Source organism: Streptomyces sp. NPDC021622 (assembly GCF_040640795.1).
Lineage (GTDB): Bacteria > Actinomycetota > Actinomycetes > Streptomycetales > Streptomycetaceae > Streptomyces.
In genome coordinates this window covers 30,532-54,697 of record NZ_JBFACK010000028.1, presented here as the reverse complement: position 1 = coordinate 54,697, position 24,166 = coordinate 30,532, and the positions used below count along the sequence as shown (strand labels likewise).

22 protein-coding genes and 7 pseudogenes are annotated in these 24,166 nt (G+C 67.6%); 16 read left to right on the top strand and 13 right to left on the bottom strand.

Annotation, left to right across the window (positions count from 1 at the left end; genetic code table 11):
- Nucleotides 1-34 precede the first annotated feature (34 nt).
- Both AB0G47_RS38800 and AB0G47_RS38795 read left to right on the top strand, forming a co-directional pair.
- Nucleotides 35-724, top strand: a pseudogene (locus AB0G47_RS38800) (MFS transporter); the annotation flags it as partial.
- Nucleotides 685-1,350, top strand: a complete 666-nt coding sequence (locus tag AB0G47_RS38795; protein WP_360780132.1) for an MFS transporter — start codon at nucleotides 685-687, stop codon at nucleotides 1,348-1,350. The pseudogene AB0G47_RS38800 and the gene AB0G47_RS38795, both read left to right, overlap by 40 nt.
- On the opposite strand, the gene AB0G47_RS38790 is transcribed toward AB0G47_RS38795, so the two are convergent.
- The 5 genes and pseudogenes from AB0G47_RS38790 to AB0G47_RS38770 form a co-directional block, all read right to left on the bottom strand.
- The gene (locus AB0G47_RS38790) at nucleotides 1,347-1,808 is read right to left on the bottom strand and encodes a DUF6174 domain-containing protein (protein ID WP_360780130.1); all 462 of its coding nucleotides are present in this window, start codon (nucleotides 1,806-1,808) and stop codon (nucleotides 1,347-1,349) included. The two genes, AB0G47_RS38795 and AB0G47_RS38790, sit on opposite strands and share 4 nt — an antisense overlap.
- 103 nt (nucleotides 1,809-1,911) lie before the next feature.
- On the bottom strand, nucleotides 1,912-2,163 hold the full coding sequence (locus AB0G47_RS38785) for a hypothetical protein (protein WP_360780227.1): 252 nt from the start codon (nucleotides 2,161-2,163) through the stop codon (nucleotides 1,912-1,914).
- A 57-nt stretch (nucleotides 2,164-2,220) separates the two neighbouring features.
- Nucleotides 2,221-2,763: pseudogene (locus AB0G47_RS38780) on the bottom strand (hypothetical protein); the annotation flags it as partial.
- Nucleotides 2,724-3,278: pseudogene (locus AB0G47_RS38775) on the bottom strand (ATP-binding protein); the annotation flags it as partial. The pseudogenes AB0G47_RS38775 and AB0G47_RS38780, both read right to left, overlap by 40 nt.
- A gap of 454 nt (nucleotides 3,279-3,732) precedes the next feature.
- On the bottom strand, nucleotides 3,733-4,290 hold the full coding sequence (locus tag AB0G47_RS38770; RefSeq protein ID WP_360780128.1) for a quercetin 2,3-dioxygenase: 558 nt from the start codon (nucleotides 4,288-4,290) through the stop codon (nucleotides 3,733-3,735).
- 110 nt (nucleotides 4,291-4,400) lie between these two features.
- Here AB0G47_RS38770 and AB0G47_RS38765 point away from each other — a divergent pair, with 110 nt between their 5' ends.
- Nucleotides 4,401-4,862, top strand: coding sequence for a MarR family winged helix-turn-helix transcriptional regulator (locus AB0G47_RS38765; protein ID WP_360780125.1), 462 nt, complete (start codon nucleotides 4,401-4,403; stop codon nucleotides 4,860-4,862).
- 435 nt (nucleotides 4,863-5,297) lie between these two features.
- Here AB0G47_RS38765 and AB0G47_RS38760 read toward each other — a convergent pair whose 3' ends face one another.
- Nucleotides 5,298-6,305: a hypothetical protein gene (locus AB0G47_RS38760; protein ID WP_360780122.1), complete on the bottom strand. Its 1,008-nt coding sequence runs from the start codon at nucleotides 6,303-6,305 to the stop codon at nucleotides 5,298-5,300.
- Between the two features lie 384 nt (nucleotides 6,306-6,689).
- On the opposite strand from AB0G47_RS38760, the pseudogene AB0G47_RS38755 reads away from it, so the two are divergent.
- Nucleotides 6,690-7,586: pseudogene (locus AB0G47_RS38755) on the top strand (IS5 family transposase).
- Here the strand turns inward: AB0G47_RS38755 and AB0G47_RS38750 are convergent.
- Nucleotides 7,543-8,082: a hypothetical protein gene (locus tag AB0G47_RS38750; protein ID WP_360780119.1), complete on the bottom strand. Its 540-nt coding sequence runs from the start codon at nucleotides 8,080-8,082 to the stop codon at nucleotides 7,543-7,545. The pseudogene AB0G47_RS38755 and the gene AB0G47_RS38750 sit on opposite strands and share 44 nt — an antisense overlap.
- 542 nt (nucleotides 8,083-8,624) lie before the next feature.
- On the opposite strand from AB0G47_RS38750, the gene AB0G47_RS38745 reads away from it, so the two are divergent.
- From AB0G47_RS38745 to AB0G47_RS38695, 11 genes and pseudogenes are all read left to right on the top strand, one after another.
- On the top strand, nucleotides 8,625-9,746 hold the full coding sequence (locus AB0G47_RS38745; RefSeq protein WP_360780116.1) for a serine hydrolase domain-containing protein: 1,122 nt from the start codon (nucleotides 8,625-8,627) through the stop codon (nucleotides 9,744-9,746).
- 536 nt (nucleotides 9,747-10,282) lie between these two features.
- Nucleotides 10,283-10,780: pseudogene (locus AB0G47_RS38740) on the top strand (transposase); the annotation flags it as partial.
- Nucleotides 10,781-10,902: 122 nt separating this feature from the next.
- Nucleotides 10,903-11,655, top strand: coding sequence for a transposase (locus tag AB0G47_RS38735; RefSeq protein ID WP_360780113.1), 753 nt, complete (start codon nucleotides 10,903-10,905; stop codon nucleotides 11,653-11,655).
- 142 nt (nucleotides 11,656-11,797) lie between these two features.
- Nucleotides 11,798-12,359, top strand: a pseudogene (locus AB0G47_RS38730) (transposase family protein).
- A gap of 61 nt (nucleotides 12,360-12,420) precedes the next feature.
- The gene (locus AB0G47_RS38725; protein WP_360780110.1) at nucleotides 12,421-12,696 is read left to right on the top strand and encodes a hypothetical protein; all 276 of its coding nucleotides are present in this window, start codon (nucleotides 12,421-12,423) and stop codon (nucleotides 12,694-12,696) included.
- A gap of 182 nt (nucleotides 12,697-12,878) precedes the next feature.
- Entirely contained in the window at nucleotides 12,879-14,135 is a 1,257-nt protein-coding gene (locus AB0G47_RS38720; protein ID WP_360780108.1) for a cytochrome P450, read from the top strand.
- A 161-nt stretch (nucleotides 14,136-14,296) separates the two neighbouring features.
- A complete protein-coding gene (locus tag AB0G47_RS38715; protein WP_360780105.1) occupies nucleotides 14,297-15,523 on the top strand; it encodes a cytochrome P450 in 1,227 nt (408 codons plus the stop codon).
- Between the two features lie 145 nt (nucleotides 15,524-15,668).
- Entirely contained in the window at nucleotides 15,669-15,956 is a 288-nt protein-coding gene (locus AB0G47_RS38710; protein ID WP_360780103.1) for a hypothetical protein, read from the top strand.
- A gap of 100 nt (nucleotides 15,957-16,056) precedes the next feature.
- The gene (locus AB0G47_RS38705) at nucleotides 16,057-16,218 is read left to right on the top strand and encodes a pentapeptide repeat-containing protein (RefSeq protein WP_360780222.1); all 162 of its coding nucleotides are present in this window, start codon (nucleotides 16,057-16,059) and stop codon (nucleotides 16,216-16,218) included.
- A 709-nt stretch (nucleotides 16,219-16,927) separates the two neighbouring features.
- Entirely contained in the window at nucleotides 16,928-17,320 is a 393-nt protein-coding gene (locus tag AB0G47_RS38700) for a hypothetical protein (RefSeq protein WP_360780100.1), read from the top strand.
- Nucleotides 17,321-17,690: 370 nt separating this feature from the next.
- Nucleotides 17,691-17,855: a hypothetical protein gene (locus AB0G47_RS38695; protein WP_360780097.1), complete on the top strand. Its 165-nt coding sequence runs from the start codon at nucleotides 17,691-17,693 to the stop codon at nucleotides 17,853-17,855.
- Between the two features lie 65 nt (nucleotides 17,856-17,920).
- Here the strand turns inward: AB0G47_RS38695 and AB0G47_RS38690 are convergent, their stop codons facing one another.
- The gene (locus AB0G47_RS38690; RefSeq protein ID WP_360780095.1) at nucleotides 17,921-18,688 is read right to left on the bottom strand and encodes a transposase; all 768 of its coding nucleotides are present in this window, start codon (nucleotides 18,686-18,688) and stop codon (nucleotides 17,921-17,923) included.
- A gap of 42 nt (nucleotides 18,689-18,730) precedes the next feature.
- Nucleotides 18,731-19,342, bottom strand: coding sequence for a DUF998 domain-containing protein (locus tag AB0G47_RS38685; protein WP_360780093.1), 612 nt, complete (start codon nucleotides 19,340-19,342; stop codon nucleotides 18,731-18,733).
- Between the two features lie 238 nt (nucleotides 19,343-19,580).
- Between AB0G47_RS38685 and AB0G47_RS38680 the strand changes: the two are divergent.
- A pseudogene (locus AB0G47_RS38680) lies at nucleotides 19,581-19,925 on the top strand (hypothetical protein); the annotation flags it as partial.
- A 355-nt stretch (nucleotides 19,926-20,280) separates the two neighbouring features.
- On the opposite strand, the gene AB0G47_RS38675 reads toward AB0G47_RS38680, so the two are convergent.
- The 4 genes from AB0G47_RS38675 to AB0G47_RS38660 form a co-directional block, all read right to left on the bottom strand.
- Nucleotides 20,281-20,409, bottom strand: a complete 129-nt coding sequence (locus AB0G47_RS38675; protein ID WP_360780091.1) for a hypothetical protein — start codon at nucleotides 20,407-20,409, stop codon at nucleotides 20,281-20,283.
- A 215-nt stretch (nucleotides 20,410-20,624) separates the two neighbouring features.
- On the bottom strand, nucleotides 20,625-20,909 hold the full coding sequence (locus tag AB0G47_RS38670; RefSeq protein ID WP_360780219.1) for a CGNR zinc finger domain-containing protein: 285 nt from the start codon (nucleotides 20,907-20,909) through the stop codon (nucleotides 20,625-20,627).
- Nucleotides 20,910-21,763: 854 nt separating this feature from the next.
- Complete coding sequence (locus tag AB0G47_RS38665) at nucleotides 21,764-21,889, bottom strand: hypothetical protein (RefSeq protein WP_360780088.1); 126 nt, start codon at nucleotides 21,887-21,889, stop codon at nucleotides 21,764-21,766.
- Nucleotides 21,890-22,059: 170 nt separating this feature from the next.
- The gene (locus tag AB0G47_RS38660; protein ID WP_360780086.1) at nucleotides 22,060-24,159 is read right to left on the bottom strand and encodes a multicopper oxidase family protein; all 2,100 of its coding nucleotides are present in this window, start codon (nucleotides 24,157-24,159) and stop codon (nucleotides 22,060-22,062) included.
- Nucleotides 24,160-24,166: the final 7 nt, after the last annotated feature.

The window sequence follows — 24,166 nt, the reverse complement described above, 5'->3', positions numbered from 1 at the left end:
ATAAGGCTTACCTAACTTCGTTTGGAGTCGCCTCATGCGCCGTTCGGTCGGTCTCGCCATGGATCTCACCCCGCTCCGCGTGAGCCGCGACTTTCGCCTGCTGTACGTCGGGTTCCTCGGCGCGATGTTCGGCACGTTGATGACGAGCGTCGCGGTGGCGGTGCAGGTGTACGAACTGACCGGATCCCCGCTGCACATCGGCCTGGTCAGCCTCGCGCGGGCCCTGCCCCTGGTTGTCGGAGTGCTCGTCGGCGGCGTCCTGGCCGACCGCCACGACCGACGCACGCTGATGCTGGCCACCCGACTCCCGCTCACCCTGGTAGCGGTGGCTCTGGCGGTCAACGCACTGCTGCCGGACCCGCGGTTGTGGCTCATCTATCTCGCCACCGCCCTGACCGGTCTTCTCGCCGGACTCGGCGGCCCGGCCATGCTGGCGGCCATCCCGGCCCTGGTCGGCACCGAACGTCTTGCAGCGGCAGGCGCACTCACCTCCGCCTCCACTCAACTCGCGGCACTGGTGGGGCCCGCAGTCGGTGGCGTGCTCATTGCGGGCCCCGGCCTCGCGGCCTGTTTCGCCGTGGACGCAGCCGGGTTCCTGATCTTCTCGGCGACCCTGTACTTCGTGCGGCCGCTCCCTCCGACGACAGCACACGCGGAAGAGGCGTACGGCAGGCGTTCACAGCGGTGGCGGACGGCGTGCGCTTCGTGCGTGGCCACAGGCTCATCGTGGGCCTGCTCCTCATCGACGCCGCGGCGATGGTCTTCACGATGCCGCAGGCGCTCTATCCCGTCCTGGCAGACCAGCAGTTCGGCGGTGGCCCGGGCGTGGTGGGCCTGCTCTATGCCGCGCCCGCCCTGGGAGCACTGGTCGGTGCGGCCACCAGCGGCTGGACAGGCCGAGCCGGCGGTCATGCCCTGGTCGGCGCCGTCCTGCTGTGGGGGCTGGCACTGACAGGCTTCGGTGTGACCTCGTACTTGCCGGTCGCCCTCGCACTGCTGGCCCTCGCCGGGCTCGGCGACCTCATCTCCGAGACCCTGCGCTCGGCGCTTCTGCAGCATGGCACACCGGACGAACTGCGCGGCCGGGTCAGCAGTCTGTGGATGGTCCAGGCGACCGTCTCGCCCGCCCTGGGCAACGCCGCCGTCGGCTTCCTCGCCGAACTGGCCACTGCCCGTACCGCCGTGGTCGCGGGCGGCCTGATCTGTGTCGTGGCCACTGTCGTGGTCGCCGCGGCCTTCCCGGCCCTGCGCCGTACTCGCCTCACGGTGGCGTCCCTCGACCTTCCGCGAAAGGAGAACGATGCCAAATCCGCCGAAACGGCGGCGCCCACGGGCGACTTGAAGCGCTAGCCGCCCGCGGGATGGAAGGCGCTGATGAAGTACAGGGCCTCATCGTCGATCGCGTTCTTCTCCCAGTCCAACGAGATCCGCACTGGACGCCCGTCGGCCGCGTACTTCGCCTCCGCAGTGTCAGCCCCGTCGCGCCGGGCTTGCTTCATTTCCTCCAACAGCTCCCCGATGGTGGGGACTTCACCGGGCATCTGCCTCACCACGCGCCGACCGCTCTCGTCGAGACCGACCGCCTTGGCCACCTTTCCGTCCCGGACTGTCACCCGGAATACCCCGAGCAGGGACCGTTCCCCCTCACTCGACTTCAGCGTGTAGGCGTACGAGGAGGGCTCCTCCCAGGCAACCTCGCTCTGCGTTGCGACGCTGTCCAGATCAGCGCAAGCGGCAGTCGCGCACATCAGCCCCGCGATCAGCGCAACAGTGGACACGACATGGAGACCGGGGCGTGCGGCAGTCATGGGGCTCCCTCAGAGACGGTTGCCCCTACGACGCCGCTCGGCCCGAAAGCGTTCAGGCGGGCGCGTCTGGGGGAGTAACTCCCCCAGACGCGGCGGGTGCCAGTCAGCTCTGAGACGAGGCGGAGCGCCTCTTCATCAGCCACCACACGGCGCCACCGAGAACAAGCAGCCCCAGCACCACTGCGCCGATGACCAGACCCGCCGAGCTTCCGTCGTTCTCGTCGACGGCCCCCTCTTCGCTTTCGGAGCCTGCGGCCGTGGTCGGCGACTTGGCGGCCGACGGCTTCTGGCTTGGCGTCTGGCTGGCGGTGGGGCTCGGGCTGACCGGCTCGGCGCCCGGTGCGGCGGCCTTCAACTTCAGGGCCAGCGCGGGCTGTTCCGGTTCCTCGCCGCCTCCGGGCAGCTCGATCCAGCGGGAGACCTTGCCGTCGCTATAGGCCTCAATCGTCTTGAACGCGATCTTCTTGGCGTTCGGGAGCTGCCGGACCTTGATCTTGTACTCCGCGTCAGTGCCGATCGCCAGCTTCGGACCGCCGACGGTGTATCCGTCGTTGGTGGCCTTGAGCTTCCAGCCCTTGGGTGCCTCATCGAGCGTGACGTCGCCCGGCGCGATGCCCTTGCGGCCACCGCCTCCGCCGTATCTCCGTCCACTCGCAGATCCCCGGCGGCGGACAACGCGTCGACCAGCTCGGCAACATAGAACGGATTGCCCGCAGCACGGGCAGCCTGGCGCCGGAGCACCGGGCCGGGCCGGGCGCCGGCCAGCTGCGCCAGCAACTGGTCCACGCCCTTCTCCGGCAGCGGCCGCAAGGTGATCGTGATCGCGCCACGCTGCGACAGCCGAGCGATGAGCTGGTCCAGCTGCGGCGAGCTCTCCCCGGAACGGGTCGCCAGCAGCACCAACAGCACCAGCAGCGGCAGCTGCTCGGCCAGCCGGCTGATCCGCTGCAGACACAGCAGGCTCTGCGAATCCGCCCACTGCGCATCATCGAGCACCAGAGCGACCGGGCTGTCCTCGCAAAAGACCTCCACGAAGGCGATTACCCGCTGCAACAGCACCATCTCGTCCCCTAGGGTCGGCACCGCTGAGCTACTGCTCCGCTCGGCCTGAGCCCGCCCCTGCCGCTCCCCCCGGCGATCGCCCGCGGAACACCGGGCAGCCTCCAGGCAGTCTCCGATCGCGCTGAACGGCAAGCGCGTCTCCAGCACATCCGCAGCACCGCTGCACACCCGCATGCCCAAACCGGTCAGCTCCGGCATCAACACGCGCAGCAATGTGGTCTTGCCGATCCCGGCCTCGCCCCGCACAAGCACCACACCGCCGTGTCCCGCCACCGCCCGGTGTGCCGCCTCCACGACCGCGCACACCTCACCCTCGCGGCCCACCGGCACTGCCCCGGCCGACCCGCCACGCGCGTGGTCAGCTCTGGTCACACCGAACGTCTCACCCAGACGCGATGGACCCGCCATGTCAAGGCGCCGCCCGAGAATGCCGACCATCGCGCCGTTCCAGCCGGCTCGGCTCCACTGCACCCAACCCACGCTTGTCGCCTCGGGTCAGTTGGCGTGAGGCGCCCCGAACATCGCGCCGTGGGGGAGTACCTGGTATTCAGATCCGGGCGGTCGACCCGCAGGACGTGCCAGCGGGCAACGACCGGGTCGCGAGATCGCTGGCCGCACCGTCGCCGCATCAGTGCGGCCGTCAGGCATCCGCGCCGCATCCCTTAAGTCGCGACCAAGAAGCCGAGCCTGCTGACTACCCGACATGCGGGTCCGCCCCGCTTTCGAGGAGGCCCTTCGCACCGCGCGGGAGATCAAGACACACGCCCCGCACTGCCGGGTCATCTTCACCGTGCATGAGACGGCATCTGCCTCCGGCCGGCCCGGGCCACGACGAGCACCGGCCGTACGAGTTCGGCTGGCGTCATCGGGTCCGCCACTGGTGGTCGGGCAGGAATCGGACGTCGTACTGCTCGGGGACGCTTGCGAACTTGCCGGGTTCCGGGATGACCGGTTCGGTGGGCAGGCCGAGCTGTTCTACGGGCGCGCCGAGGCTTTCGAAGAACCGCTCGAAGGTGCCGCCGCGGCCGGCGGCGACACCGACGACCTGGCTGTGGTGCCGCTCCATGCGGTAGGCGTGCGGGCAGTTCCTGGGCACGAAGCCGAAGTCGCCGGGGGTCAGTAGCTTCTCCTGCTGATTGCCCTCGATGTCCTCGACGAACAGTCGCACGGCGCCCTGGGCGATGTAGAAGACCTCGTGGGTGTCGGGGTGCAGGTGGGCTGGGATGAGATCACCCTTGGGGCCTTCGACGGTGAAGAAGTTGAAGGTGTTCTCGGTCTGCTCGCTGCCGGCGTAGATGGTGATCAGGTCGCCGAACAAGTGGGCGCGGTCCCCTTCGCCCTTCTCGATGAAGTAGGGCTTGCCCGGCTCGGCGGGTATGCGCGAGGCGCGCCGGTAGCGGGTGGCGTACTCGATGGTCATGCAGTCTCCTCGAACGACTCCCAACAAGAGTGTCAGGTAGCCTGACACTCTCGGGGTAGACAGGCAAACCGCCGAAGTGAGCCCGGCCCCGCCGCCATCGCGAGGAACAGATGCAATCCACCCGCCGCAACCTCCCCCAGCTTCTCGGTGACGCCCGGCGCTGGTTCGAAGAAGGACTTCTGGCAGCCCTGGAAGCGGACGGCACCACGCCTGTGTCCCCGACGCAGGCGCAGCTCTTCGCCGTACTGGATGACCAGGGCACCACAGTGTCGGAACTGGCGCGGCGCATGGGCGTCACCCGGCAGACCGCGCACCAGGCCGTGCACGGCCTGGTCGCCGCCGGACTGCTCGAGCAGGTCCCCGACCCCGCCTCTGCCCGACAGCGACTGATCCGGCGCACCCGGGAAGGGGAACACGCGCACCGCCAGGCCGGCCTCATCCTGGAACGACTGGAAGAACAGCTCGCCGAACGGATCGGCCGGGAGACGGTCGACACCCTGCGGACCACACTGGAGGCGCCGTGGGGTCAGCCGCCCTCCCCAGGACAACCGTCCCGTCAGTGCCGACCCTGAGAAGCTGTTGTCGTTCCGATTTTGAGGGGTGTGTGTCGAACGGGAGTCTCGATCGGGTGATCGCAGTTGGCCGCGGGCATGAGAACAGGGCCTCTTGGTAGCTCGGGGTTGCGAAGCCAACCGAGAACCTGGCGACCCTGTTGCCGCAGTTGTACGCGCTGGCGCCGGTGGAGTTCAACTCGGCTGCACCGACGTGTGATTGTGTCGCTCACCGGTTCGGGAATGCGGCCGATCACCCGGAACGTGTTCGGCGGTATCCCTCGGACATGACAGACGCGGAGTGGGCAGCGGTCCGGTCGCTGCTGCCGGTGCCGGGCTGGATGCGCGGCCGGGGGAACTGCCGCACACTCCACCGAGGTGGCGTTCCACAGACCGCCCTTGAGCCCGGAAGGCGAACGAGGCAGCTCGAGGCAGAGACCGGGCAGCGCCACCTCCCTACGACGGAATCTCCCAGACGTCGACGGAACTGCACTTTGCACTGCTGATGACCACAGGGCGACCGTGGAGCTCGGCCAGCCGTAGCCCGAACACCTCGGCATCGTACTTCTGGAACGGCCGGCCCAGCAGCCGACGTTCCGCCAGGTCCCAGACGCAGATGGTGCCGTCCTCGGCCCCGGTGACAGCGACCGGGACCCCGTGCACGGTGCCGGCGTCGAGGCACACGATCTCGCCACCGGGCACGGTGAGCTCTTCTCCCCACTCGCCGGACCTCGGATCTCCCACCAGGAGCCGCTGCCGGCCCGCCGCCACGACCTGGGTACGGCCGTCTACCGCCGCCAGGGCGAAATCGGTGAGCGTCGCGTCGGGGAAGCGATCCGAGCTATCGGAGTCGTCGAGGCGATCGAGGCGGTCGAACTCGGCCAGAGGCTTTCCCTCGACATCCCATATGACCACGCCTCCGCTCGGGTGACCGGCGACCACCACAGGGTGGTCGTCCAGCAGTCCCGCCGCGGCAGCGCTACTGGTCCTCGAGTTGCACGCCAGCCTGATGCTGACCAGAGAATCGAACGGTGAAGGCTGCTCCGGCTTGTCCTCGTCGCCCTCGTTGCCTTCGTCGTCAGGTTCGGCCAGGGACGGGTCCCAGAGTTCCACGTCCATGAAGCTCGAACCCCCCACGACGAACCTCGAGTACCCCCCGAAGTCGGCCCTGACCGCGGAGGCCGTGCCGCCTTCCTGTGCGCTCAGCCGTACCCTGCCAGTCGTCAAGTCCCACATTGCGAAGCCTTGGTGGTCACCACCACCGCCGATCACGATCCGTCCGTCCACCACCGCCGCACAGAGCGAGGTGAGCTCGGTGTAGCGATAGTCCTCGTCCGGAGCGTCGAGCTCGTACGTCATCCAACGGTCGGCTCCCGGATCCCAGGTGCAGGCAAGGCAGTCCCGGTCAGGGGTGCCGACGACGAGCAGTTGACCGTCGAGGGTGACGAGATCGAAGTCGTACATGTGACTGCCGGACGGGCTGCTGATGAGCGGCTCATTGCTTGTCATGCCCGAACCTTGCCAGCACCCTCTGACATCCAGGAATCCAGGTACGCCACGCGCACCGGAGCCAGGCGGTCGCACGGGTGGACTGCGTGGGTACACGGCGACCGTGAGCGGTGCTGAGTCGATATGTCGACCCAGTCAGGAGTCCACCGCCATCTCGTGAAGGGAGCCAGCATCTACGTTAAGAAGCTGTCCTTCCGATCTTGAGGGATGTCCGTCGAACGTGAGTCTCGATTGGGTGGTCGCGGGGTGCTCGGTGCATACGAGGCCTCCTGAACAGCTCGTTGGTGTCGAATCACCGAGCAGCAACAGGAGGCCCTGGTGCCGCAGTGTTCCGTGTCGATGGCCGGGCAGTCCAGTTCCATCATGCTGGAGTGTGACTGCCTGGCTCACCGGTTCGGAAACGCCGCCGACAACGGCTGTCGGCAGCCGCGTTATCCGACGGACATCACGGACGCGGAGTGGGCAGCGGTCCGGCCGTTGCTGCCGGTGCCGGGCTGGATGCGCGGCCGGGGAGGGCAGCCGGAGACTTATTGCCACCGGGCGATGCTCGATGCGATCCGCTACCTGGCCGACAACGGCATCAAGTGGCGGGCGATGCCGGCTGGCTTCCCGCCGCGGGACCGTGTCTATGCCTTCTTCCGCCGCTGGCGCGAGAACGCCCTGGTCAAGGAGTTCCACGACCGGCTGCGCGGGCAGGTCCGCCAGAGGGCGGGCCGCGAGGTGGAGCCGAGTGCGGGTGTGATCGACTCGCAGTCCGTCAAGGCGGACGCTGTCGTCGGCTGTGACAGCCGCGGGTTCGACGGAGGCAAGCTGATCAACGGCCGTAAACGGCACATCGTGGTCGACACCCATGGCCTGCTGCTGGGCGTGATGGTCACGGGCGCGGACATCGGCGACCGCGCCGCCGCCCAGGTCCTGCTCTAGCAGGTGGCAGGCGCGCATCACCTGCTCGCTCTGGTCTGGGCCGATGGCGGTTACACCGGCAGCCTCGTCGAGTACTGCCTGGCCACGCTCGCCCTGGTCCTGGCGATCATCAAACGCAGCGACGACGTCAAGGGGTTCGTGGTGGTGTCCAAGCGATGGATCGTCGAGCGCTTCTTCGCCCACCTGATGCGCACCCGGCGCCTGGTGCGCGACTTCGAACGGCGCACCGCCAGCGCCGAAGCGATGGTCTACTGGTCGATGATCTCGCTCATGGCCCGCCGCCTGGCCCGGCCACGCCCGCAGCCAGCGTGAACCGGCCCGGCTGCTGCTCAGCCAGCCAACCGCGGGCAACCAGGCGCTTCGCCTTCGACCGCAGTGCCTCCACCCGCGCCGGCACCACGTCCATACCGAACGCGGCAGCCATCTCCCGGCAGGTCAACGGGCCTTGATGGAGCCGGACCCGGTCCGCGAGCGCGGTGAGGATGCGCTGGTAGTCCACCGACAGCACCGACCAGGTCAGCTCCTGACGCCACAGGGGCACTTGCGACCTCGCCTTCGCCGCACCCCGGGGCGCCGACTGCGCTTCCGTCTCCCCGCGCGGATCCTCGGTGACCTCCGCCTCGGGGGCGGTGCCGTCGTCTGGAGCCAGCACCGTATCGACCCGCGTGCGGGCAATCGCCCACTCCCTCCATTCCTGCTCGGCCTCGGCCAGCTCGGCCTGGATGCGGTCAGCCTCCTCCCGCAGCCCCTCGACTCCACGCCGAGCAGCGAGCTCGTGCTGCTCCAGCAGTCCAACAACCGGTGGCATCCGCAACCTCCTCGGGAGCAACGACCCGACAGGCCACCACTCCCACGGATCCACCACCCCTATCCCCGACCAGCGGAAACGCGTCGATCACGTCCGGAAAGACAAGAGCTTCTTAGACCGAGCGGCATTAGGCGTCCGAGAGGTGGGGCGGGCACCAGCGGGCATGGGTCCGCGTGATCATTGAGCTCTCTACGCTCAGTCGTCAACTACGGCCATGGGCGCGCTTCGTACGGGCGCGCCATCGACGCCTTGTCGCCCTTCCCGTAGTTCGTCGGGATGACGCTGTCTGATTGGCCCCGCCCGAGTCTCGGCAACGTTGGTCAGGACCTCGCCATGCACAGACTTGGCGAGGGACAGGACGGTGCGGGATGGGATGGGGACAGCCCCCGTATCAACCCGGGTGCCAGCAGGACGGGCGACTGGTGCGGCGGCCCGGCACGCTGGGGCAGGAACGGCACAGGCAACAGAAGCAGGAGCAATCGGTGAAGGCACGTGCGGGGGCCGCAGCACTGTGGGCGGGGATTTGCGCGGTGGTGGTATCGGTGGCGATATCAGGGACCTTCGCGGCGCCCGCGGCGGGAGAGCGGGCGTCGGCCTCTCCGCCCGCCGGCCTGAAGGAGGCCATCGAGCAGACGGTCGCGGACGGATTTCCGGGTGTCGTGGCGTATGCCAGGCACGGAGAGCGGGAGTCGCGGATGGCGGCCGGGCTCGCGGATACGGCGAGCGGTGAGCGAGCCCGGCCGGACCAGCGGTTCCGGATTGCCAGTAACACCAAGTCATTTGTGTCGACGGTGCTTCTGCAGCTAGAGGGCGAAGGACGGCTCTCGATCGACGACAGCGTGGAGAAATGGCTGCCCGGCGTGGTCCAGGGAAACGGCAACGTCGGCAGGGCGATCACTGTCCGGCAACTGCTCAACCACACCTCGGGCATCTACGACCCCACCGCTGAGCCGGAGTTCTTCGCCCCCTACCTGGAGCGCCACGACTGGGGCCACGTTTACACCCCTCGGGAGGTGATCGCTCGGGCCGTCCGGCACAAGCCGCTCTTCGCGGCCGGGGGTGGCTGGTCGTACTCCAATACCAACTACCTGCTCGCTGGTCTGGTGATCGAGGCAGTCACACGTCACAGCGCGCCCTCCGAGATTCATCGGCGGATTCTCGCCCCGCTCGGTCTGAAGGACACGTCCTTCCCGCTGACCGACCCGGCGATTCACGGCCCTCATCTGCACGGTTACGACCTCACGGGACGCGATGTGACCCGATTCAGCCCGTCGTACGACTGGACCGCCGGCGCCATGATCTCCACGGTCGACGACCTGGCCCGTTTCCACCGGGGCCTGTTCACCGGCAAGTTGCTGCGCCCCGTCCAGCAGCGCGAGCTCCTGACCACGGTGCAGTTCCCCGACGCGCCGGAGTACGGACTCGGCGTGCAGCGCATGGACGTGCCATGCGGCTCGAAGCCGGACACCAAGCCGATCAGTGCTTGGTCGACCGACGGCGGCGGACCCGGATTCACCAGCGTGTCCCTCACCACCGCCGACAGTGAGCGACAGCTGGTCCTCGCCGTCAATGTCTACGACCTGGGCGCGGATCTGAAGGGTGAGCCGCCCGTCCCGCGGAGCAAGGGAATGATGAAGGCGCAGCTGGCAGCCCTGTGCGACTGAGGCAGCGTCATGTCGTCGCGGATGACGTCGCACCGTGCGCGGCGCAGGACCTGCCAGGAAGCCGGACGTGATGACCGCCCACTCAGTGATCACGAAGGACGGCGGTCACGCTTCCCCTCCTCAAGCAACCAGACTGCGACGCGCGCACTGTGTCCGGTCGTCCTAGTGACCTGAGCCGGGGATTTGCTGAATAGGTACCGACCTTGTCCGGGATCTCGTCGGCGGTCTTGGTCCAGGTGAAGGGTCGTGGGTGGTCGTTCCAGTCTGCGACCCAGGCCCGGATGTCGCGGTCGAGTGCTTGGACGGAACCGTGGATGCCGCGCTTTCCTCGGGTGTGGCGTCTGCGAGCGTAGCGAGTGCTCGCCGTGAGGAGCGCTGTTGCTCGGCTACCTGTTGCGAATTGGTCGTGAACGATCGGCCGGTGTCAGATCACGGTGCCGTAAGGGCTGGGACTGAGCATGCTGCCTGTTTCCGTGTGGGAATGCTGTGGCGGGCGGGAGGATGGGTGGGTGCTGTCCCGGGTCTGGGTCTGACTCATGACATCTCTGACCGGAGCGTCTGAATTTCCAGTGTCGGCTGTTGGTCGGGGATGGTGCGTTGTCGGTGCCGGGCTGGCGGGGTGTGTCCCGATAGGGGCCTGCCGATGGTTGTGGCGTTCTCACGATTCTGACGGTCTGACGCGGCCCGGTACCGGCGACGAGACGCGTCGTCGGACCGGAAGGGGAACGGGCATGTCGACTTCGACGGTGCCCAGTACGTCGCTCGCTCCGCAGGCCCGCCGTCGCCGTCCTGCGGGGGAGGTGGTGTTGGGAGTGGACACGCACCGGGATGCGCATGTGGGTGCGGTGCTCTCCGTGACGGGGGCAGTGCTGGCCACCGACGAGTTCCCGGCCACGGCAGCCGGTTACCGGGATCTGCTGAAGTGGGCCAAGAAGTCGGGAGCCGTCAGGCGGGCTGGTGTGGAAGGGACCGGCTCCTACGGGGCGTCCCTGTCGCGCTATCTGCTGGCGCAGGGTGTGGACGTGTTAGACGTGAACCGGATGGACCGGGCGGATCGCCGTCGGCGCGGCAAGTCGGATCCGCTCGATGCGCAGAGCCCCCCGCGAGCCGTGCCGAGCGGGCGGGCGCGAGCCCGGGCCAAGGCGGGCGACGGGCCGTGCAGATCGCGAGGATGTACAAGCTCACGAAGGTGTCGGCCGTCAAAGCCCGCACGCCGGCCATCAATCAGCTCAAGGCTGTCCTCATTACTGCCGACCCCGCCCTACGGGAAGAACTGGAAGGGCTGTGCAATGCCGAACTCTTCCGTACCTGTGCGGGGTTCGCCGATCTGAGCAGTCGCGAGGAGGTCGGCGGGGAGTCGGTTTTGCAGGCCACGCGGATCACGCTGAGGCTGTTGGCTGGCCGGATCGGGCAACCTTCCGAGCAGATCCGGGATGTGGACGCTCGTCTGGCCCGGCTCGTGGAAGGTCATGCCCCGCAGCTGTTGGAGGTGGTGGGGATCGGCCCGGACACGGCTGTTGCTCTGCTGATCGCGGTGGGGGACAACCCGGAACGGCCGGGCAGCGAGGCGTCCTTCGCCGCGCTGTGCGGGGTCAGTCCGGTCGAGCGTTCCTCGGGGCGCCGGCAGTTCCGTCGCCTCAACCGCGGCGGCGACAGGCAGGCCAATGCCGCGCTGCATCGCATCGTGTTCACGCGTCTGCGGGTCGATCCACGCACCCAGGGCTACTACGAGCGCCGGATCAAGGAGAGCAAGACCGTCGTGAAATCGTTCGTTGCCTCAAGCGCTATGAGGCTCGGGAGGTCTTCCACCTCATCGGACAGGCCGACGGGGGACAGCGCAGCTGTGCTGCCGAATTTCGGCCAAGTTGCGGTGAGCGTGTGTGGACGTAGCCGGACGTCCACGGACTGACGCGAACACAGTGAGAACTACTGAGACTGAGCCCTTTTCAAGCTGGCGGTGCCGACCGTGAGTTGGACTGTCCTGCGCAACGACGAAGCTCCTGGTAGACGGGCTCTCGACCAAGATCACCTGTGTTCGCCAGGAGCTTCGCGTGCTTGTCTACCTGTCCTCGATTGATCTGTCCCGCCGCACCCTGCGGTTCCTGACCGGGCAACTGACAGCCAGGCGGCAGGAGATCGGGACGCGGTGGCGGCGCCTTCCTCGACGGCGCCCTGCTGCCGATCGACCGCATCGCCGCCGACACCCCGTACTACTCCGGGAAACACAAACGCCACGGCATGAACGTCCAGGTCCTCACCGATCCGTTCGGACGACTGCTCTGGGCCTCGCCGGCTCTGTCCGGCTCGACTCACGACCTGACCGCCGCACGACAGCACGGCATCATCGAAGCCCTCGCCGATGCACGACTCAAATGCTGGGCGGACAAGGCGTATCAAGGCGCCGGCGGACCCGTCCGGGCTCCGTTTCGGGGCTGCCGCCTCAAACGTTGGAAGCGCCGTCACAACACCACCCATGCCAATATCCGCTGCCTCGGCGAGCGGGCCATGGCCACCCTCAAGGGCTGGCGCCTCCTGCGGAAGCTGCGCTGCAGCACCAACCGAATCACCAATATGGTGAAGGCCGTCCTCGTCCTTCACTACGCATCAGCGTGAGGTTGGAAAAGGCTCACTGTCATTCACCGCGCTCGCCGCCGTCCTCGGCCTGGGCATCGGCATGATCGTCCGCCATGGCGCCGTTGCGATCTCCGGTCTCCTGGTGTGGGGCTTCGTTGTCGAGAACCTGCTCAACCTCTTCCTGTCCCCACAGATCTCCCGCTTCCTGCCCTTCCTGGCGGGCGACGCCCTTCTCGGCATCGACTCCGACACGGCCACCCCCGAATCGATCGCCGTCGCTCTGACCAGGACACAGGAGGCGCTCGTCTTCGGCGGTTACACCGCAGTCGTTCTGGTCGTCGGAACCGTCCTGCTGCACCGGCGCGACACCAACTGAGTACGTGTGTCGCTCAGCTCGTACACACGCCTGACCTGCCCTTGCCGGTCAGGTGGCCACTGCGGCGGCAGCCGTACGTCATCTGGCAAGTACGTCACTCACGGCCTTCATATGGCTGACGCCTTCACAGGACGCTCCCTGCGGAGGAGGCTGTCTCGTGAGCGGTCCGGCGGCTTCGGGGTGTGAACGGCCTCGCGCGCCGGGCCCGGCCAACCGTCTCGGCGGCCCTGGCTACCTGCTCGATCGAGGGGGATGCCATGGCTTGGCCGGCCGACGGCAGAGCGGCTCGAAGGCACCGCAGCGCGGCCGCCTATCAGCATGATCCACTGCAATTCCTGGCGGCAGAGTTCGAAGGCACCCAGGATGTGTGGCGCTCGGCGTCTGGCCGGCTCTGCGTGGCAAGCCCGCAGGTGGCCCGTGATGTGCTGGGCAATCGGCAGGGCGCTTTCAAGGAGACCTCCGACTTCTTCCACACCCGCACCGGGGTCTTCGGCCCCAGAACAGCCCAAGCCGAAATCGGTCGCGCGGCACGTGATCTGATACGCCACCACCTGGATGCCCGCCGCGCGGACCTGCCCCGCCTGGTCGGCACGCGGCTCACACCCGCCAGCACCTGGCCGGATGCGGGCAACCTGCTGATCCACGAGCACCTGCAGGATGTAATCCTGCGCCCGGACGCTCCCGCAGAACTCCACGCAGTGGTCGACGGCATCATCGCCCGCGCGGTACTGGCCGGCGCGCGAGAGCGCCATGCGGTCCTGTCCCGCCTGCGATTCCGCCGCAGGGCGATGCACCTCCTGATCCAGAACATCGAGGCACGCCGCGGCGCCGGCCTCCTCGAACCACACGATCTGCTGGACGTTGCCGTCATCGGCGCCGGGCTGTCGGCGGATCCCGGCCAGGTGGCCGAGGTCTACCTGTCGTTCCTGTTCGCCACGGTCGGCTCGATCGGCTTTGCCCTCGGCTGGTCGGTCTATCTCGCCGGTACGCACCCGTCCACCACCGGCGACGAACCAGCCTGGATCGTCCGGGAGGCCCTGCGACTGTGGCCGGTGGCCTGGCTGTTCGCCCGCACGCCGAGCCGCACACACGAACTGTCCGGCGTCACGGCCGGCCCGCACGATGAGGTGAACGTGTGCCTGTACCTCGTCCACCGCAACCCTCAGCACTGGGAGCGCCCGAACGAGTTCATACCCAGTCGCTGGGCGGCACCTCCTCGCGAACCGGCCTACATGCCGTTCGGGTTCGGCCCGCACACCTGCGCCGGGGCGACCGTGACGATGACGCTCCTTCAGGACCTGATCCGCGTCATCACCCGCGACTGGCACATCTCGATCAGCGCGAGCGACGGCGGCTGCCCCCAGGTGGGGCCCGCGCTGGCCCCGCCTCGTTTCACCGCGGAGCTGCACCAGCGAGCCGTCGGCCAAGAGAGGAGGTGAATGACATGAGGAAGCTCATACGCACGGCCAAATCGGTCCTCAACATCCGGTCCGGTTACGGCGGGGTCCACTTCTGGTACGTCTACCACCACATCTGATCGGAATCGGTGTGGGCGGCCCCCGACCGGCGGCCGCCCATACCGGCCGTGAGAGGCAGTGCCATGACCACACCGCATCACGGCGAGGACTTCCTGCACGATCTGCGGCTGCGCAGCGCGGCCGAGGGCGGCATCTTCTGGCTGGAAGACGATCTGCTCGCCGTGTTCGAACCGGACGCGGCACGCCTGGTGAGCCGTGCGAACTGGAACGGCCTGGTCATGACCGACCGACTCGTCGACATGATCCGGCGCCGCCACAGCACAGAGGTCCCGTGGACCCGCATACGCACCGTCTGGCTCACCCAACTGCACACACTCACCACCGGCGAGCACACCGCCGAAATGATCACACGGATGGAACGGATCATCGACGCCCAGCTCGGCGACGACATCGACCTCGTCCTGCTCGCCCAGGACATCGCCGTGCAGTCCATCCTGCCGGTCGCGCTGTCCGGTCTCACCGCCGGCGAGTCAGCCCGCATCACACAGGACTTGCATCAGAAACTGCTACGCCTGATCGACCGCCACCCCGGCCGCGGACTGCGCCATCACGCACGCTTCGCCGCCATTCAGATCCGTGCCGGCCTCGTCGTACGAAGCGTCCTGCGCGACCGCGCCTCGGGCCGCCGCGCCCGCGAACTGGACCTCACCGACCCCATCGTCGACATGCTCCCCGAACTCGGCATGGACCGTGCGCTCGACGTCGTCACCACCGTGCTCACCGCGATCGGCGGACCGCCCGGCTCCGCGGCCGCGAGTGTGCTCTACGAATTCGTCCGCAATCCGCAGTGGGCACAGCAGCTCGACCTCGAACTGCACAGCGTGGACCCGGTCGAGTTCTGCGCCGCACCGAGCAAGGCGGCACCGGTCACCCACCGGTTCGTCAAGGAAGTCCTGCGCATGTGGAGCCCTCCGCTCCTGCTGGTGCGGCGTGCACGGGTCTCGTCCGACGTCGGCGCCACCCGGCTGGAGAAGGGGCAGAGCTACCTGGTCAGCCCGCACATGATCCACCGCGATCACCGGTTCTGGAAGCAGGCCGACATCTTCGACCCCGACCGCTTCCTGCCCGGCGCACCGCACGGTCCGGCCGACCGGACGTGCTACGTACCGTTCGGCTGGGCACCGAAGAAGTGCATCGGCGCAGACATCGGCACCTCCCAACTGATGGCACTGTGCTATCTGATGTGCACCCGCTACCACCTCACCGTCCCGAACGCCGACACCGTCACCATGGCCTGCCGCTTCGCCCCGGTACCGCAGCACTTCCGGGGCGGCCTCATCCGAGCATGACCGTGGCGCGCGAGGCCGTGCGCCCACAGTGCGGTGAACACTGCGCCTGCCGGAAATGTCATCCATGCAGCTTCGGAGCCTGGTCGGTTGTGCGGCAGGATGAGCACTTGCGCTGCTTCGTCTCGGCTACCTGACCGTCACCAATATGTTCGCCGAGCTGCGATTGCTGCCGATGAGCGACCGCGACAAGCACGCGGAGATCCTCGCCCTGCGCCATCAACTCGCCGTCCTGGAGCGGCAGCTCGGTACGGAACGGGTGAAGCTCGCTCCCGAAGACCGGGCGTTCCTCGCCGCTCTGCTGGTGACCCTGCCCCGTCAGGTCCTGCGCCGGCTCAGGCGATCACACTCCGCGCTGGCGACGGCTGGTCGTCCTGGGTGCCCTGATATCCGCAGTTGTGGCGGCGATCTTGATGGTTACAGGACATCCAAGTGAGGGTGCGGTCATTGCGGCTGCGCTCATCGGCGCTGCCGGAACGACATCTGGTGGGAAGCCGCCTGCGGGAGGATGATGGCCTTCGCTCAGCAGTGGGAAGCTGCCAAGTCTCCGCAACATTGGGCTCGTTGGAACGGACCTGACCCGCGCCACGCTTACTGGAGCGGACTTCATCGACGCGCGATTAAATGGGCGAATAAATGGGCGAAGCTCACCGACTCCTGGCTCCACGGGGCAAATTTGCACAGTGCTACGGGCCTGACTGTTGAACAGGTAGTAGCGGCTCGGCTCAGTCCAACGACCCAGCTTCCTCCTTTCCCCCGGCACTGGCACGACTGGGCGCGGCAGAGTTCCCCAATGGGCCCTCCGGTACCAGCACCGGCATCCGCCGCAGGCCGCGCCGATCGGGCAGGGCCCGCTCTCCATTGTCCCGTGCGGATACCGGTCCTATGCTCGCCGTGAGCACGCCGTGCAGTGCTGTCCGACATGGTGGCTTCCGGGGGAGCCAACAATCTCCCTACACCACTGACGAGTTTCGTGGGCCGTCGGCAAGAGGTCACTGAGATCTGCCCCCGGCTGGCGCGGACGCGCCTGCTGACGCTGACTGGCACCGGTGGGGCGGGCAAAGCCGCCTCGCGGTGGAGGTGGCCGCCAAGCGGGCGCCGGGCCACCGACGACCTGTTCGGCACGCCGGACGTCGCCCAGTTGGATATTGCTTCGTAGCCTTGGTGGTTACTCGCTCGGACGCTTTCACGCCGCTCGAACCAATGAGGATCGATGTTGGTGTGACTGGGCCACGCCAGGGCCGTAGGCGGGGCGAGCTGAGCGTCAGCCAACGTCCGGGCGGGACCGAGTGGCGGCACTGCTCGTTCGGAGACCGGTACCGGCTTAGGGGCACGGTCAAGGATGATGAGGCTCCTTGAAATTGGCTCTGACCGAAGGTCCGTCGGCGTCGGCCTATGCTCCGGATCATGAAGATCTATTTGACCAGGGCCAGTGTCGCGGCAGGCGACGATCACGACGCTCCGCACGAGGACACCAGGGATCTACCCGCCGGGATGCCGCTCCAGGAGGTGGTCGCCACGGTCGCCAAGAGCGGCTACCTCGCCTCGATCGCCGAACAGATCACGACCAGTACCGGTACCGCGATCGTAAAGGCTGATGCCACCTGGGTTCTGACCAGTGCCGGTTCCGCGATCGCTGTGGTCGCACAGCAGTGGAACGAGCCCTTGCTCCTCACGCACTGGGATTCCGAACTGGCTTCGCTTGCTGACGGCGACGGAGTCGTCCACTGGCACTTCGACTACCTGTGCCAGCAGGACCCCTTCGCCGTCTACGACGAGCTGAAGGGTCGAGCAGCCTAGGATTCGGCCACAAGATCATTCATGGGACTCCAGCCAGAGTCGAATTCAAAGATCCTCATCAAGGACGAGGCCGCAGCGTTTTAGCAACGCAGGAGCGTGGAGGACCAGGAGCCTAGCGAACTCGCCTGCGGCAGGCGGCGCAGGCGTGGGCGGAGCCGGGGCCGTAGCGGTGGATCGGTGTACCGCAGCCGGCGCACGGGCCGATATGCCAGATGGGACAGCCATAGCGTTCCACGGCGGCCACCCGCTGTTCTGGGGTGGCTGTGAGGCGCTGGGGCCGGCGCGGGGGATGCGGAAGATGCGCTGGGGTACTTCGGGGAAGGTGTGCAGGCCGGACGCGTCCGTGTGCCCGGCAGATGCCGGTGTCGTGATGCTGCAGACACTGCAGCAGCTCACGGTCGCGCTGCTCGATGGGCAGGGCTATCTCGTCCAGCAGACCGGGCTGGTCCGGGTGCCCGAGATCCGCATGCGTCAATTCGATCTTGATGTGGTAGCCGGTGTGCCACACGCCGTTTGCCATAACACATTAGGCTAAGGGCTGTCCCGCAATTGATCTTCGACTCGTGTTGGACGCGGGTCCCCCTGGCGCGGCTTGCTCGCCTATCCGGCGAGGGCGAGGTTGTGCGGGCGGGCAATGCCGAGCATGGCGTGGTGGACGCCGTCGCCTTTGAGGCGGCAGTCGCGCAGGATCTTCCAGCCCTTCATCCGGGCGAAGACATGCTCGACGCGGGCCCGGACCTGTTTGTGGGACCTATTGTGTGCCTGCTTCCAGTCGGGCAGTTCTTCGCCTTTGCGCCGGCGATGTGGCAGGACGAGTCCTGTGCCTGGATAGCCGCCGTCGGCGATCGTGGTGGTCCTGCCGACAGCGGCCTTGGCGCCGGATTCCGTCCATGCCTTGCAGTCGGCGCGGTTGCCGGGAAGCGGTCGGCCGACCATGACGATCAGGCGGGTGTCGGCGTCGATCACGACCTGGTGGTTGGTGGAGAACCGGTAATTCTTCGACTGCTCGGCGACGGTGTGGTCCCGGGTGGGTACGAGCGTGCCGTCCACGATGAGTACGGTGTCCTTGCGGAATCGCTTGCGCGCCTGGAGCGCAAGCCTGGGGCCGAGGTGGTCGATGACGCGGTCAGCTGCGGACTTTGAGATGCCGAACAGCGGAGCGAGCTGCCGCATCGTCAGGTTCGTGCGCCAGTAGGCCGTCACGAGCAGGACTCGGTCCTCCAGTGGAAGGCTCCACGGCCGGCCTCTACGGGCCGCGTCTGCGCCCTCGCGCCGCAGTGCGCTCACCAACTTGGTGAAGCATCGCAGGCTCAGCCCGGTGAAGGGTCCTATCCAAGACGGCTCCGACGCCGTGATCACACCAGCCATGGAAAGATCATCTCTGTCGTGGGCAGCGATATGAGACGACCGTCAGGTGTGCAGAATGCGCACGGCGAGCAGCGTCTGCCAGGTCCAGCCGATCGTGAGTGAGACGCGCTGGATCAGTCCGCCCAGATCCACCCAGCGTTGATGCTGGCTGAACGCGGCACTGGCCAGCGCCATCGTGGTTGCGAAGAGCACACCGCTCGCGATCGAGTAGAGGGCCCAGCCCGGCGAGTTGGACAGGGCGAAGACGAAACAGGCCACGGCAAGGGCGAGGAATCCGATGAGGGAGAACAGGTCATGCAGAGCCCCGACGCGGGTGGGGCGCTGAAGCTGATCGGGGGTGCCGACCGGGTAACCGCTCACCGGATCCGTGCGGCAGGCGCCTGCGCCCAGCAGACCGACCGCCCATACGCCGATCAGCAGTGCACCCCAGTGGGAAGGCCCAGTGCGCCACAGGCCCACGGCGAAGAGCAGCGACAGTAAGCCCGTGAAGAGGAAGTTGACGGTCTGCGCCCACCCGGCGCGGCCAAGGGCGAGCGAACTGACGGGATGGCGGAAGGGCTTGTAGTCCACACGGCTGGCGCCTTCCAGTAGGTACGCGACGGTGAAGAGCGGGCCGGCGGCCATTCCGCAGGCAAGCAGCGTTTGATTACCCATCACGTCAACCTATGTTGACAAAGTGAGCACGTCAACCTTCGTTGACATGAGGGGCGGGTAGGTGTCAGTCATCAACCGGAACGTGTGATCGCCAGCCCGGACAACGGCTCATGCCTCTACTGCGGAAGATCATTTGCGGGACGGCCCTTAGGAACGGGCACTGACAACGCGCCAGACCGCATCGAACCTCCTTTCCTTGCATTCGTACACGGGAGTCGGGGTCAACGTTTCACCAGGCATGTATCAGTCAACTCCTGTACTCCTGGTTCGAATCCAAGCCGCATGTGCGAATTCTTCAGCAGCGTTGTCAGTGGCCTCGTCCACTCTCCGGTCACGGACGTACCGCTCCGCACCGAGGGCTGAAGACCGGAGAACGCCGCGTTGCCCACTCGGGCCCCACCAGCGAACAGCAAGGTGCCGTAGCCGAGTTCGCCACCGGCAAGGACCTCGTCATCCAGGCCGGCGCAGGAACCGCCCGGCACTTTCTTCCCACCGCCGTAGCCGCGTGAGGCGGCCCGCAGCCCGGGTCCTCTGTCTGGACGCTGCCCATCGCCTGCTTCTTCTGCACTGGCGTGATTCCTTCGAGAGGACATGGCTCTGGGAGCCGCCCGGTGGCGGCATCGAGCCGGGCGAGAAGCCGCTGGCGGGGCACGACGCGAGCCGGCAGAGGAGGCTGGACTCGACCCTGCGGCGGCGCGCAGCAGACAGCCCCGGACCGTCGTACCGGTCCGGGGCTGTCCGTGAGAGTGCGTGGGGATCAGAAGTCGTACGGCTTGGACGTGTTCCAGTTCGGGATGTCCGCGCTGGTCCAGGGCCCGGACCGCGACGCACGGTCCCGGCACTGCTGCCCTGCCGGCCGCGCCCGGTAGGGCCCAGCTCGCGGCCGAGCACCCGCGTCTCAGCCGACCACCCGGGGACCCGCAGATACAGCAGCCCTGTCACCGCCACCAGCCGAGCTGCACCAGCGACATCGCCGCCAGCGCGTTGCCCGTGCCCAGCCCGGGCGGCACCGTCAGGAAGAGCGTGTCGGGCGTCGCCACCCCCACGGCCAGAGAGGACTGCTGCACGGTCACCGTCCCCCTGCTGTTTTCTCGGCAGGGCGCGATCTTTGGGACGCGGGAGGGTCGAAAAGTGCGGTGCGCGCCGGTGATGCCGTGGGAACGATCGAAGGCGTAGCCAGGAGACGAGGAAGCCGAATCGTGCGAAGAGTTCGGGTGGTTGGTGGCCCAAGAGGATCACTTCGCAAGACTGAGGGCTCGGTTTGCGGGCCAGGAATGGAGCCTCATTCCCTGCCTGCTCTACGCGCCCGATGGGCGGCTGATTTGACGCGGCTTTGGCAGGTGGTGGAGGAGAATTGACGGGCGGCGTTGCGTGAGGCATCGACGTAGACGCGATCGCATTTCGGGGCCTGGCAGACGCCGAGACGTCCGGCGAGGTCACTGCCGATGGCGAGGGCAAGGGCGGTGACGCATCCGGCGCTCCAGCCCACCGCGAGGGTGTCGCTGGTTACCGCGCGCAGCCCTGCGCGCCGTGGCGACGACGGCACTCCACCGCACCACTTCCACATCAAGCATCAACACTGGAGTGTCCACGTGTCCGCTGTGCTTGCCCGCGTGCTGTCCGCGCGCGCCGACGCGACGCCTGAACCCGACGAGAAGTACATCCCTTAGCAGCCTTCCGACGACAGCGGTTTCACCGAACTCCTGTCGTCGGCAGAGATGATCGCTGCCGTCATGGTCGGTGTGATCGCCCTGGCCCTGCTGATCATTCAACTGGTGGCGAACCACAGAGAGAAGAGAGGAAGCGAGGCGGCGGAAGAATGAGAGCCGACCGCTGCGTCAGGCATCGCAGACCGGCGCGGCCCGCGGAGCGCCCTTCGCGGGACAGGACAGGGGCGTGCCGTCTGCCCGATGCACAGCGAGCCAAGGCCGATGTGAAACACGCAGGGTGCGGGTGTCGTGAGGGGCGGGAGGATGAGCGGGTGCTGTCCCGGGTCCGGGGTCTGACTCATGACATGCCTGACCGAAGTGTCTCGATCACGCAGTGTCGGCCGTTGGCCGGGGACGGTGCGTTGTGGGTGGCGGGCCGGCGGGGCGTGTCCCGATAGGGGCCTGCCGATCATTGTGGCGTCTCACGATTCTGACCGTCTGACGCGGCCCGGTACCGGCAACGCGACACGTCATCGGACCGGAAGCGGAACTGGCATGTCCAGATCGACCATGCGCACATCGATCATGTCGATTACGCCGCCTGCTCCGTAGGCCCGTCGTCGTCCCTCCCTTACGGGGGAGGTGGTGCTGGAGGGGACATGCACCAGGATGCCCATGCCGCTGCGGCGCTCTCCACGACGGGATACCGCGATCTGCTGAAGTGGTCAGGAGGTGGGGAGCCCTGAGGCGGCCCGAGAGGTCTTCCACCTGGTCATACCAGTTGCAGCCAGGACCCCTTGGGCCCGATCGTGTGCCGGGCGACGAAGCCGATGCGGGTGCGAGCGGTGTCGAGGACGTAATCGCCGGTCAGCCGACCGGGGGTGGGCGTCGTGGTCATGCGGATCGCTCCTCTGTGAAGGGGGAAGGAGAGGTGAGGGCTCCGCGGTGAGGGGCCGGGCGCCGTAGGTGATGCGGATGACGCCGTCGGGATGCCGGTCGGCGGCGGTGGCCACGCCGATGACGTCGCGCAGGGGGTCCGGTTTCAGGACCGGATGTCGAGGTGGCTCCTCACTCGGGCTTGTTGCCGACGGGGCCGCCGATCTCGTAGGGCGTGGTGACGTTGTCGTATGCGAGGTGCATGACCATGCCGAGCTTGCTGTGCCAGAAGTTGTGGCAGTGGTCCATCCAGATGCCGGGGTTGTCGGCCTTGAAGGCGACCTGGACCTCCTCGCCCGGCCGGACGAGCACGGTGTCCTGCCAGATCGGGCTGCCGGAGGCGCGCTTGCCGTTCTTGCTCAGCACCAGCATGTGGTGGCCGTGTAGATGCATCGGATGGTCCTCGTTCCCGCGGTTGATGAAGGTGGTGCGGGCCAGGTCGCCCTCCTTGATCATCAGCATCGGGGTATCCGGGAAGACACGGCCGTTGATGGTCTGCTTCAGCCCGAAGCTGCCGTCGTAGAAGCCCAGCCACTCGTCGAAGACAAGCCGGTAGTCGCGGTCGAAGTCGCTGTCCGGGCCGAATTCCGTCCTCTTCGGGCTGCCGTAGCTGTACGGATCGAATTCGGGGCCGCCCAGATCCGCTTTCAACTCCCCCTTGCCGTCCGGCGCGTACACGATGCCCGCGTCCGGCGCGCTGCCGTCGGTCACCCGCACCGGCCCGTCGGGCATGGTGAACTCGACGTCCATCCGGTTGCCGCCGCCGAGCACCAGCTTCTTGCCCTTGAGCGCGGTCGGCTTGTTCACGTCCGTGCCGTCCAGGGCAGTGACCTTGTACGGGACGCCGTCGACGGCGAACTCGCGGGTGCCGCCACTGGTGTTGGCGAGCCGTACGCGCACCTTCTCGCCCGGCTCGGCGCGGCGCCGCTCCAGCTCGTCCAAGGCGCCGATCGCGGACACCAGGCCCTTGTCGGTCTGCCAGTCGTGGGCGAGGACGCTGACGTCCTTGTCCACCGGCCGGGTCTGCTTCTTCGGCTCGATGATCAGGGCGCCGAAGAGTCCGCGGTCGACCTGCTCGGAAGCCGCCTGGTGGGAGTGGTACCAGCGGGTGCCGGACTCCTCCACGCGGAAGCGGTAGGTGAAGGACTTGCCGGGCAGCACCGCGTCCTGGGTGGCGCCGGCCACGCCGTCCTCGCCGTTGGGGACGTCGACGCCGTGCCAGTGGATGGTGACAGGGGTCTTGCCGGGCAGCTCGTTGCGCAGCTTGATCTCGACCAGATCGCCCTCGGTGACCCGCAGTTGAGGGCCGGGGACCTGGCCGTTGTACGTCCAGGCGTCAACCGTCTTGCCGGAGGCCAGCTTTACCTTCTTGGCCTGCGCGGTGAGGGAGAAGCGCCGGTCTGGCGTACCACTTGTGGGACCGCGCAGTTTGTCGACGGAGACCTCGTCGGCTCCAGCGGTGCCAGAGGCCATGTGGTGGCCGCCGGCCATGTTGTGGTGCTGCCCGGCGCCACCGCCGCCCCAGTCGGCCTCACCCTTCATCATCGAGAAGGTATGCGGAAGCCGGCTGCCGGCGATCCCGTAATTGACCAGCCCCACCACGGTGCCGAGCACCACCACAGCCGTACCAAGGCGGACCGCCAGGGCCCGTCGCCGGGGGATCTCACGGCCCATGAACAGGCGTTGCAGCCGCGCGTGGGCCCGCCAGACCAGCAGCCCGGCGACCGCGGCGGTGATCAACCCGTACGCGCCGAGGCTGATCCAGAACGACCGGTCCGGTGGCAGGAACATCTGCGCGAAGCAGGCGAGGCCGCCGAAGGCCGCGAGCCGGGGCGGCACGACATGGCGCGGGGACCGGGCGCGCGACTGCTCCTCCAGCGGCACCGGCGCAGCCGGGTCGGACAGCCTCATCCGGGCGGCGGATGCCAGCCACGGCACCGTGCAGACGGTGGTGGCGATCACGGCCGGAAGCAGCGTGACGAAGGTGGTGAACAGCCGCCGGTCGCCGACGAACACCCACCCCTGGCGGGCAAGCAGCCCGTACACGACGAGCCGGGCCGCGGTGAGCAGCAGGGCGACGGCCACCAGCACCAGCGCGATACGGGACATCCGCCGCATGCGGCCGACGGTGCGGCGGCCTGGCTGCAGGCCCGTCGTGACGGCGGCGATCAGCCAGGCGGGGAGCAGGACGATGCCCAGCGCGAGCTCGAGTCCGGATGCGGCGACGTACATGGCCGTC

Coding starts and splice junctions, on each gene's coding strand:
- AB0G47_RS38790 (WP_360780130.1), bottom strand. CDS start 1,808: ATGACTGCCGCACGCCCCGGTCTCCATGTCGTGTCCACTGTTGCGCTG.
- AB0G47_RS38770 (WP_360780128.1), bottom strand. CDS start 4,290: ATGACCATCGAGTACGCCACCCGCTACCGGCGCGCCTCGCGCATACCC.
- AB0G47_RS38765 (WP_360780125.1), top strand. CDS start 4,401: ATGCAATCCACCCGCCGCAACCTCCCCCAGCTTCTCGGTGACGCCCGG.
- AB0G47_RS38760 (WP_360780122.1), bottom strand. CDS start 6,305: ATGTACGACTTCGATCTCGTCACCCTCGACGGTCAACTGCTCGTCGTC.
- AB0G47_RS38750 (WP_360780119.1), bottom strand. CDS start 8,082: ATGCCACCGGTTGTTGGACTGCTGGAGCAGCACGAGCTCGCTGCTCGG.
- AB0G47_RS38725 (WP_360780110.1), top strand. CDS start 12,421: ATGATCGTCCGCCATGGCGCCGTTGCGATCTCCGGTCTCCTGGTGTGG.
- AB0G47_RS38715 (WP_360780105.1), top strand. CDS start 14,297: ATGACCACACCGCATCACGGCGAGGACTTCCTGCACGATCTGCGGCTG.
- AB0G47_RS38710 (WP_360780103.1), top strand. CDS start 15,669: ATGTTCGCCGAGCTGCGATTGCTGCCGATGAGCGACCGCGACAAGCAC.
- AB0G47_RS38700 (WP_360780100.1), top strand. CDS start 16,928: ATGAAGATCTATTTGACCAGGGCCAGTGTCGCGGCAGGCGACGATCAC.
- AB0G47_RS38695 (WP_360780097.1), top strand. CDS start 17,691: ATGCTGCAGACACTGCAGCAGCTCACGGTCGCGCTGCTCGATGGGCAG.
- AB0G47_RS38690 (WP_360780095.1), bottom strand. CDS start 18,688: ATGGCTGGTGTGATCACGGCGTCGGAGCCGTCTTGGATAGGACCCTTC.
- AB0G47_RS38685 (WP_360780093.1), bottom strand. CDS start 19,342: ATGGGTAATCAAACGCTGCTTGCCTGCGGAATGGCCGCCGGCCCGCTC.
- AB0G47_RS38670 (WP_360780219.1), bottom strand. CDS start 20,909: ATGTGGAAGTGGTGCGGTGGAGTGCCGTCGTCGCCACGGCGCGCAGGG.
- AB0G47_RS38665 (WP_360780088.1), bottom strand. CDS start 21,889: ATGACCACGACGCCCACCCCCGGTCGGCTGACCGGCGATTACGTCCTC.
- AB0G47_RS38660 (WP_360780086.1), bottom strand. CDS start 24,159: ATGTACGTCGCCGCATCCGGACTCGAGCTCGCGCTGGGCATCGTCCTG.